This window comes from Vibrio sp. 10N.261.51.C6, assembly GCF_041471785.1.
Taxonomy (GTDB): Bacteria; Pseudomonadota; Gammaproteobacteria; order Enterobacterales; family Vibrionaceae; genus Vibrio; species Vibrio crassostreae_C.
In genome coordinates, this window is sequence record NZ_JBFRPB010000022.1 from 173424 (window position 1) to 179885 (window position 6462).

General features: G+C 45.5%; 4 protein-coding genes. All 4 read left to right on the forward strand.

Going from position 1 to position 6462, the window contains the following annotated elements; translation table 11 throughout:
- Positions 1-159: 159 nt before the first annotated feature.
- The 4 genes from mutT (at position 160) to carB (ending at position 6380) form a co-directional block, all read left to right on the forward strand.
- Positions 160-558, forward strand: coding sequence for an 8-oxo-dGTP diphosphatase MutT (mutT, locus tag AB4375_RS07025; protein WP_372051246.1), 399 nt, complete (start codon positions 160-162; stop codon positions 556-558).
- Between the two features lie 92 nt (positions 559-650).
- A complete protein-coding gene (gene dapB / locus AB4375_RS07030) occupies positions 651-1475 on the forward strand; it encodes a 4-hydroxy-tetrahydrodipicolinate reductase (RefSeq protein ID WP_020628676.1) in 825 nt (274 codons plus the stop codon).
- A 503-nt stretch (positions 1476-1978) separates the two neighbouring features.
- The gene (gene carA / locus AB4375_RS07035; protein WP_010434758.1) at positions 1979-3133 is read left to right on the forward strand and encodes a glutamine-hydrolyzing carbamoyl-phosphate synthase small subunit; all 1155 of its coding nucleotides are present in this window, start codon (positions 1979-1981) and stop codon (positions 3131-3133) included.
- 16 nt (positions 3134-3149) lie between these two features.
- A complete protein-coding gene (gene carB / locus AB4375_RS07040; RefSeq protein ID WP_017059294.1) occupies positions 3150-6380 on the forward strand; it encodes a carbamoyl-phosphate synthase large subunit in 3231 nt (1076 codons plus the stop codon).
- Positions 6381-6462 lie beyond the last annotated feature (82 nt).

Genomic DNA, 6462 nt, shown 5'->3' on the forward strand with positions numbered 1-6462 from the left:
GGAAGTTGTCATTCCCTATAGCGAGGAGTGAGCGTAGTAGGGAATCTTGTTTAGTTAGGCTCGCGTAGTTTTAGATCCCCAACTCAGTCGTTCCTCTTTCTTGAGGATGACGTATTTAGGGACTATGTGAGTTCAGCGTTTTATTAAGGAACACCATCAATGAAAAGAATCCATATCGTAGCGGGTATTATCTTCAATCAAGATAAGTCACAGGTCTTTATCACTAAGCGTCCAGATGACAAGCACAAAGGTGGCTTCTGGGAATTTCCAGGTGGCAAGGTTGAAGAGGACGAAACTATTGAGCAAGCGATGACTCGCGAGCTTGATGAAGAGGTCGGTATCAAGGTGACCGAGCAGTCTCTGTTTGAGCATCTTGAATTTGATTACACGGATAAGTCACTTAAGTTCGATTTCATTCTCGTGACTGATTTTGAAGAGCAGCCTTATGGTAAAGAAGGTCAGCAAGGTGAATGGGTAAGCCTAGAATCATTGAATCAATACGCCTTCCCAGAGGCAAATGTGCCAATTTTAGAGCGAGTAATAAAAGAGTTTTCGTAATTGCTAGCCTGAGTTTGAGATTGTTGTTAGTTTAAAGAGATTAATCGATTGAACGTTGCTGCAAGAGATAAGTGGCAACGGTAACCAAAACAATGGAGATATTCGCAGTGGTAAGAATTGCAATTGCAGGAGCAGCGGGCCGCATGGGCCGCAACTTGGTGAAAGCCGCTCATCATAATTCAGAAGCAAGTGTTGGAGCTGGTTCAGAGCGTCCAGAGTCATCTTTGGTCGGCGTAGATGTCGGCGAGTTATGCGGTGAAGGTCGTTTTGATGTTGCTTTAGTCGATGATTTGTCTAAAGCCATCGAAGAGTTTGATGTGATTGTCGATTTTACTGCCCCTGTTAGCACATTAGCGAATATTGAACTTTGTAAACGTCACGGTAAAAAACTGATCATCGGTACAACGGGCTTCTCTGAAGAAGAGAAGCAGGTGATTGATGCTGCTTCAAAAGAGATGGCTATCGTAATGGCACCTAACTACAGCGTTGGTGTGAACCTGGTCTTTAAGCTGCTAGAGAAGGCCGCTAAAGTGATGGGCGATTACTGTGATGTCGAGATCGTTGAGGCTCATCACCGTCATAAAGTCGATGCACCGTCAGGTACTGCGATTGGTATGGGCGAAGCTATTGCGGGTGCTATGGGCAATGAGCTGAACGATGTAGCTGTATGGTCACGCGAGGGTATTACTGGCGAGCGCACTAAAGATGAGATTGGTTTCGCGACGATTCGTGCCGGTGACATTATTGGTGAACACACCGCTATGTTTGCTGATATCGGTGAACGAGTGGAAATTACCCATAAAGCCACTGATCGAATGACCTTTGCTAATGGCGCAATCAAGGCCGCGGTTTGGTTAAATGATAAACCAGCAGGCTTTTATACCATGACGGATGTGCTTGGTTTGAATGACCTATAAATAGATATTTATGCGCTGGCAATTGCCGGCGCTTTCTTTATTTGGTGCATTTTCCTTAGTAATCTCACTTCTCCGATCTTCCTTCTACTTTCTTCTTATCGCCTTTTTGACTCCATTTCTATGCTGTTTATGTGGTCTTTAGTGTGTTTTTTGTTTTAGATCTTTAAATTGTCATGTTTTCTCTTGGTATTTATCGATTGCGTTTTGTTGCTGATATTTTTATCACTCTATGGTTGGCTAAAATGAGGAGTGAAAATTAGAAAATCGTAATATTCGAGCTAAATGCGCATGAAAGTTGAACTTTTGGAGCTTTGAGGGGGTAAATTGAATTAGTCCTTACAAATGTTTAATTTCTTTTGAGTTAAATGTTGACACGTATCACGCAGATCACTAAAATACCGCCAATTTGTCTAATTTCCATAAACACGCAGTTTTTGGTGTTTCAGGAAGGTAGATTTGCAAATTAAATCAATTTTAATGCATTTTTATTTCTGGAGGTTGTCTTGAAGAAGTCAGCACTACTCGTCCTAGAAGATGGGACAGTATTTCACGGTGAAGCCATTGGCGCTGTAGGTTCTGCAGTTGGTGAAGTCGTTTTTAATACCTCGATGACGGGGTACCAAGAAATCCTCACTGATCCTTCCTATTCTCAACAAATCGTTACCCTTACTTACCCTCACATTGGCAATACCGGAACCAATTCCGAAGACGAAGAATCTTCTTCAATCCACGCTCAAGGCCTTGTGATTCGCGATCTCCCTCTAATCGCTTCTAACTTCCGTAATGAACAATCCCTTTCTGATTACCTTAAGTCGCAAAACGTTGTTGGTATCGCTGATATTGATACTCGTAAGTTGACGCGTATTCTTCGTGAAAAAGGCGCACAGAACGGTTGTATTGTAGCTGGCTCTTCAGTAAACGACGGAAACCTAGACGAAGCTTTGGCTCTAGCTAAAGCAAAAGAATTCCCTGGCCTGAAAGGTATGGACCTTGCGAAAGAAGTTACAACAAAAGAAGCGTATCAATGGAAACAAGGTTCGTGGACGCTTACGGGTGGACTTCCTGAAGCGAAAGCAGACTCAGAATTGCCATACCACGTTGTTGCTTATGACTTCGGTGCAAAACGAAACATCCTACGAATGCTTGTTGACCGCGGCTGCCGCCTAACGGTTGTTCCTGCTGAGACTTCAGCTGAAGAAGTACTTGCTCTGAACCCAGACGGTGTTTTCCTTTCAAATGGCCCTGGTGACCCAGAACCATGTACTTACGCAATTGAAGCGACAAAAGTGTTCCTAGAAAAAGGCTTACCAATCTTCGGTATCTGTCTAGGTCACCAGATTCTTGCTCTTGCGTCAGGCGCTAAGACAGTGAAGATGAAGTTTGGTCACCACGGCGCAAACCACCCGGTTAAAGATTTAGATCGTGATGTTGTGATGATTACTTCGCAAAACCACGGCTTTGCTGCTGACGAAGAAACCCTTCCAGAGACACTACGTGCAACGCACAAATCACTATTTGATGGTTCTCTACAAGGTATTCACCGTACAGACAAACCAGCATTCAGCTTCCAAGGTCACCCTGAAGCGAGCCCAGGTCCAGAAGACGCAGCGCCGTTATTCGACCACTTTATTGAACTAATCAAACAGCACACAGCGTAATTCGGAGTAGTAGACAATGCCAAAACGTACTGACATTAAAAGTATTCTTATTCTAGGTGCTGGCCCGATCGTTATCGGCCAAGCATGTGAGTTCGATTACTCTGGTGCTCAAGCTTGTAAAGCGCTTCGCGAAGAAGGTTACCGAGTTATTCTTGTGAACTCGAACCCAGCGACAATCATGACTGACCCAGACATGGCAGATGCAACTTACATCGAGCCTATCCAATGGGAAGTTGTGCGTAACATCATCGCTAAAGAGAAGCCTGATGCAGTTCTACCTACTATGGGTGGCCAAACTGCATTGAACTGTGCTCTAGACCTAGAAAAGCACGGCGTTCTTGAAGAGTTCGGTGTTGAAATGATTGGTGCAACGGCTGACGCTATCGATAAAGCAGAAGACCGTTCACGCTTCGATAAAGCAATGAAAGCAATTGGCCTTGAGTGTCCAACTGCTGATACAGCGAAAACGATGGAAGAAGCTTACAAAGTTTTAGACATGGTTGGCTTCCCTTGTATCATTCGTCCATCGTTCACGATGGGTGGTACTGGTGGCGGTATCGCTTACAACAAAGAAGAATTTGAAGAAATCTGTCGTCGTGGTTTGGATCTATCTCCAACTAATGAACTTCTTATCGATGAATCACTTATCGGTTGGAAAGAGTACGAGATGGAAGTGGTTCGTGACAAAAACGACAACTGCATCATCGTATGTGCGATTGAAAACTTCGACCCAATGGGTATTCACACAGGTGACTCAATCACTGTGGCTCCAGCTCAAACGCTGACAGATAAAGAATACCAACTAATGCGTAACGCATCTCTAGCAGTACTGCGTGAGATTGGTGTTGAAACAGGTGGTTCAAACGTACAGTTTGGTATCAACCCGAAAGATGGCCGTATGGTTATCATCGAGATGAACCCACGTGTATCTCGCTCTTCTGCACTAGCTTCTAAAGCAACAGGTTTCCCAATCGCTAAGATTGCAGCGAAACTGGCTGTTGGCTTCACGCTAGACGAGCTAATGAATGACATCACTGGCGGCGCAACTCCAGCATCATTCGAACCAACAATCGACTACGTAGTAACTAAGATTCCTCGTTTTAACTTCGAGAAGTTTGCAGGTGCTAACGACCGCCTAACGACGCAAATGAAGTCGGTTGGTGAAGTTATGGCTATCGGCCGTAACCAACAAGAATCTCTACAAAAAGCACTTCGCGGCCTAGAAGTTGGCGCGACTGGTTTTGACGAAATGGTAGACCTAGACGCACCAGATGCTCTAACGACTATCCGTCACGAACTTAAAGAAGCTGGCGCAGAGCGTATTTGGTACATCGCTGACGCATTCCGTGCTGGTATGTCGGTAGATGGTGTATTCAACCTAACGCAAATCGACCGTTGGTTCCTAGTTCAAATCGAAGACATCGTTAAGCTAGAGCAAGAACTTAAAGCGAAAGGCTTTGCTGGTCTAAATAAAGACGAGCTAAACAAGCTTAAGCGTAAAGGTTTTGCTGATGCGCGCCTATCTAAGATTCTAGGTGTAGCGGAAAGCGAAATCCGTCGTCTACGTGACCAATACGATATCCACCCGGTATACAAGCGTGTAGATACGTGTGCAGCTGAGTTCTCTTCAGATACGGCTTACATGTACTCATCTTACGATGACGAGTGTGAAGCAAACCCAACAGACAAAGAAAAAATCATGATTCTAGGCGGTGGTCCAAACCGTATCGGCCAAGGCATTGAATTTGACTACTGTTGTGTACACGCATCACTAGCGCTACGTGAAGATGGCTACGAAACTATCATGGTTAACTGTAACCCTGAGACAGTTTCTACAGACTACGATACGTCTGACCGTCTGTACTTCGAACCAGTAACTCTGGAAGACGTACTAGCAATCGCTCGTGTTGAGAAGCCAAAAGGCGTTATCGTTCAGTACGGTGGTCAAACGCCACTTAAACTGGCACGTGCTCTTGAAGCTGCTGGCGTACCAATCATCGGTACTAGCCCAGACGCAATCGACCGTGCAGAAGACCGTGAGCGTTTCCAAGTTGCTGTAGACCGTCTAGGCCTACTTCAACCAGAAAACGCGACAGTAACAACAATGGAGCAAGCGGTAGAGAAATCTCGTGAAATCGGCTTCCCACTGGTTGTACGTCCTTCTTACGTACTTGGTGGTCGTGCGATGGAAATCGTATACGACGAGCAAGACCTACGTCGCTACTTCAACGAAGCAGTTAGCGTATCAAACGAATCTCCAGTACTACTTGATAGCTTCCTAGATGACGCTGTTGAAGTAGACGTAGATGCGATTTGTGACGGTGAGCGCGTTGTAATCGGCGGTATTATGGAGCACATCGAGCAAGCGGGTGTTCACTCTGGTGACTCAGCATGTTCTCTTCCTGCATACACGCTAAGCCAAGAAATCCAAGACGTAATGCGCGAGCAAGTTGAAAAGCTAGCGTTCGAGTTGGGTGTTCGTGGTCTGATGAACACGCAGTTTGCTGTTAAGAACAATGAAGTGTACCTAATCGAGGTTAACCCTCGTGCAGCACGTACGGTTCCATTCGTATCTAAAGCAACTGGTGCGCCAATCGCTAAGATTGCCGCTCGTGTAATGGCGGGTCAATCTCTAGAGTCTCAAGGCTTTACGAAAGAAATCATCCCACCTTACTACTCAGTGAAAGAAGTTGTACTTCCATTCAACAAGTTCCCTGGTGTTGACCCACTGTTAGGCCCAGAAATGCGCTCTACTGGTGAAGTTATGGGTGTTGGTGCGACGTTCGCAGAAGCATACTCTAAAGCTGAATTGGGTTGTGGTAACATCTACCCAGAAGGCGGTCGTGCACTTCTTTCTGTTCGCGAAGGCGACAAAGAGCGTGTTGTTGACCTAGCATCTAAGCTATCTAAGCTTGGTTACCAGCTAGACGCAACTCACGGTACTGCGGTTATCCTTGGCGAAGCGGGCATCAACCCACGTCTAGTAAACAAGGTACACGAAGGTCGTCCTCACATTCTTGACCGTATCAAGAACAACGAGTACACGTACATCGTGAACACTGCAGCTGGCCGTCAAGCGATTGAAGATTCTAAAGTTCTTCGTCGTGGTGCACTTGCTGAGAAAGTTAACTACACGACTACGCTAAACGCTGCATTCGCGACTTGTATGGCGCACACTGCAGACGCGAAAACGTCAGTAACTTCAGTTCAAGAGCTACACGCTCAGGTTAAAGCTTCTCAAGCTTAATCGCCTAAAGTGTATCGCTGATAAGCGGATATAAATGCTCAAAGCCCACTCTTCGGAGTGGGCTTTTTTATGGTGCGCCGAG

Bases quoted from the DNA above. Each gene is read 5' to 3' on its own strand.
- carB (WP_017059294.1), top strand. From the start codon at position 3,150: ATGCCAAAACGTACTGACATTAAAAGTATTCTTATTCTAGGTGCTGGC.
- mutT (WP_372051246.1), top strand. From the start codon at position 160: ATGAAAAGAATCCATATCGTAGCGGGTATTATCTTCAATCAAGATAAG.
- dapB (WP_020628676.1), top strand. From the start codon at position 651: ATGGAGATATTCGCAGTGGTAAGAATTGCAATTGCAGGAGCAGCGGGC.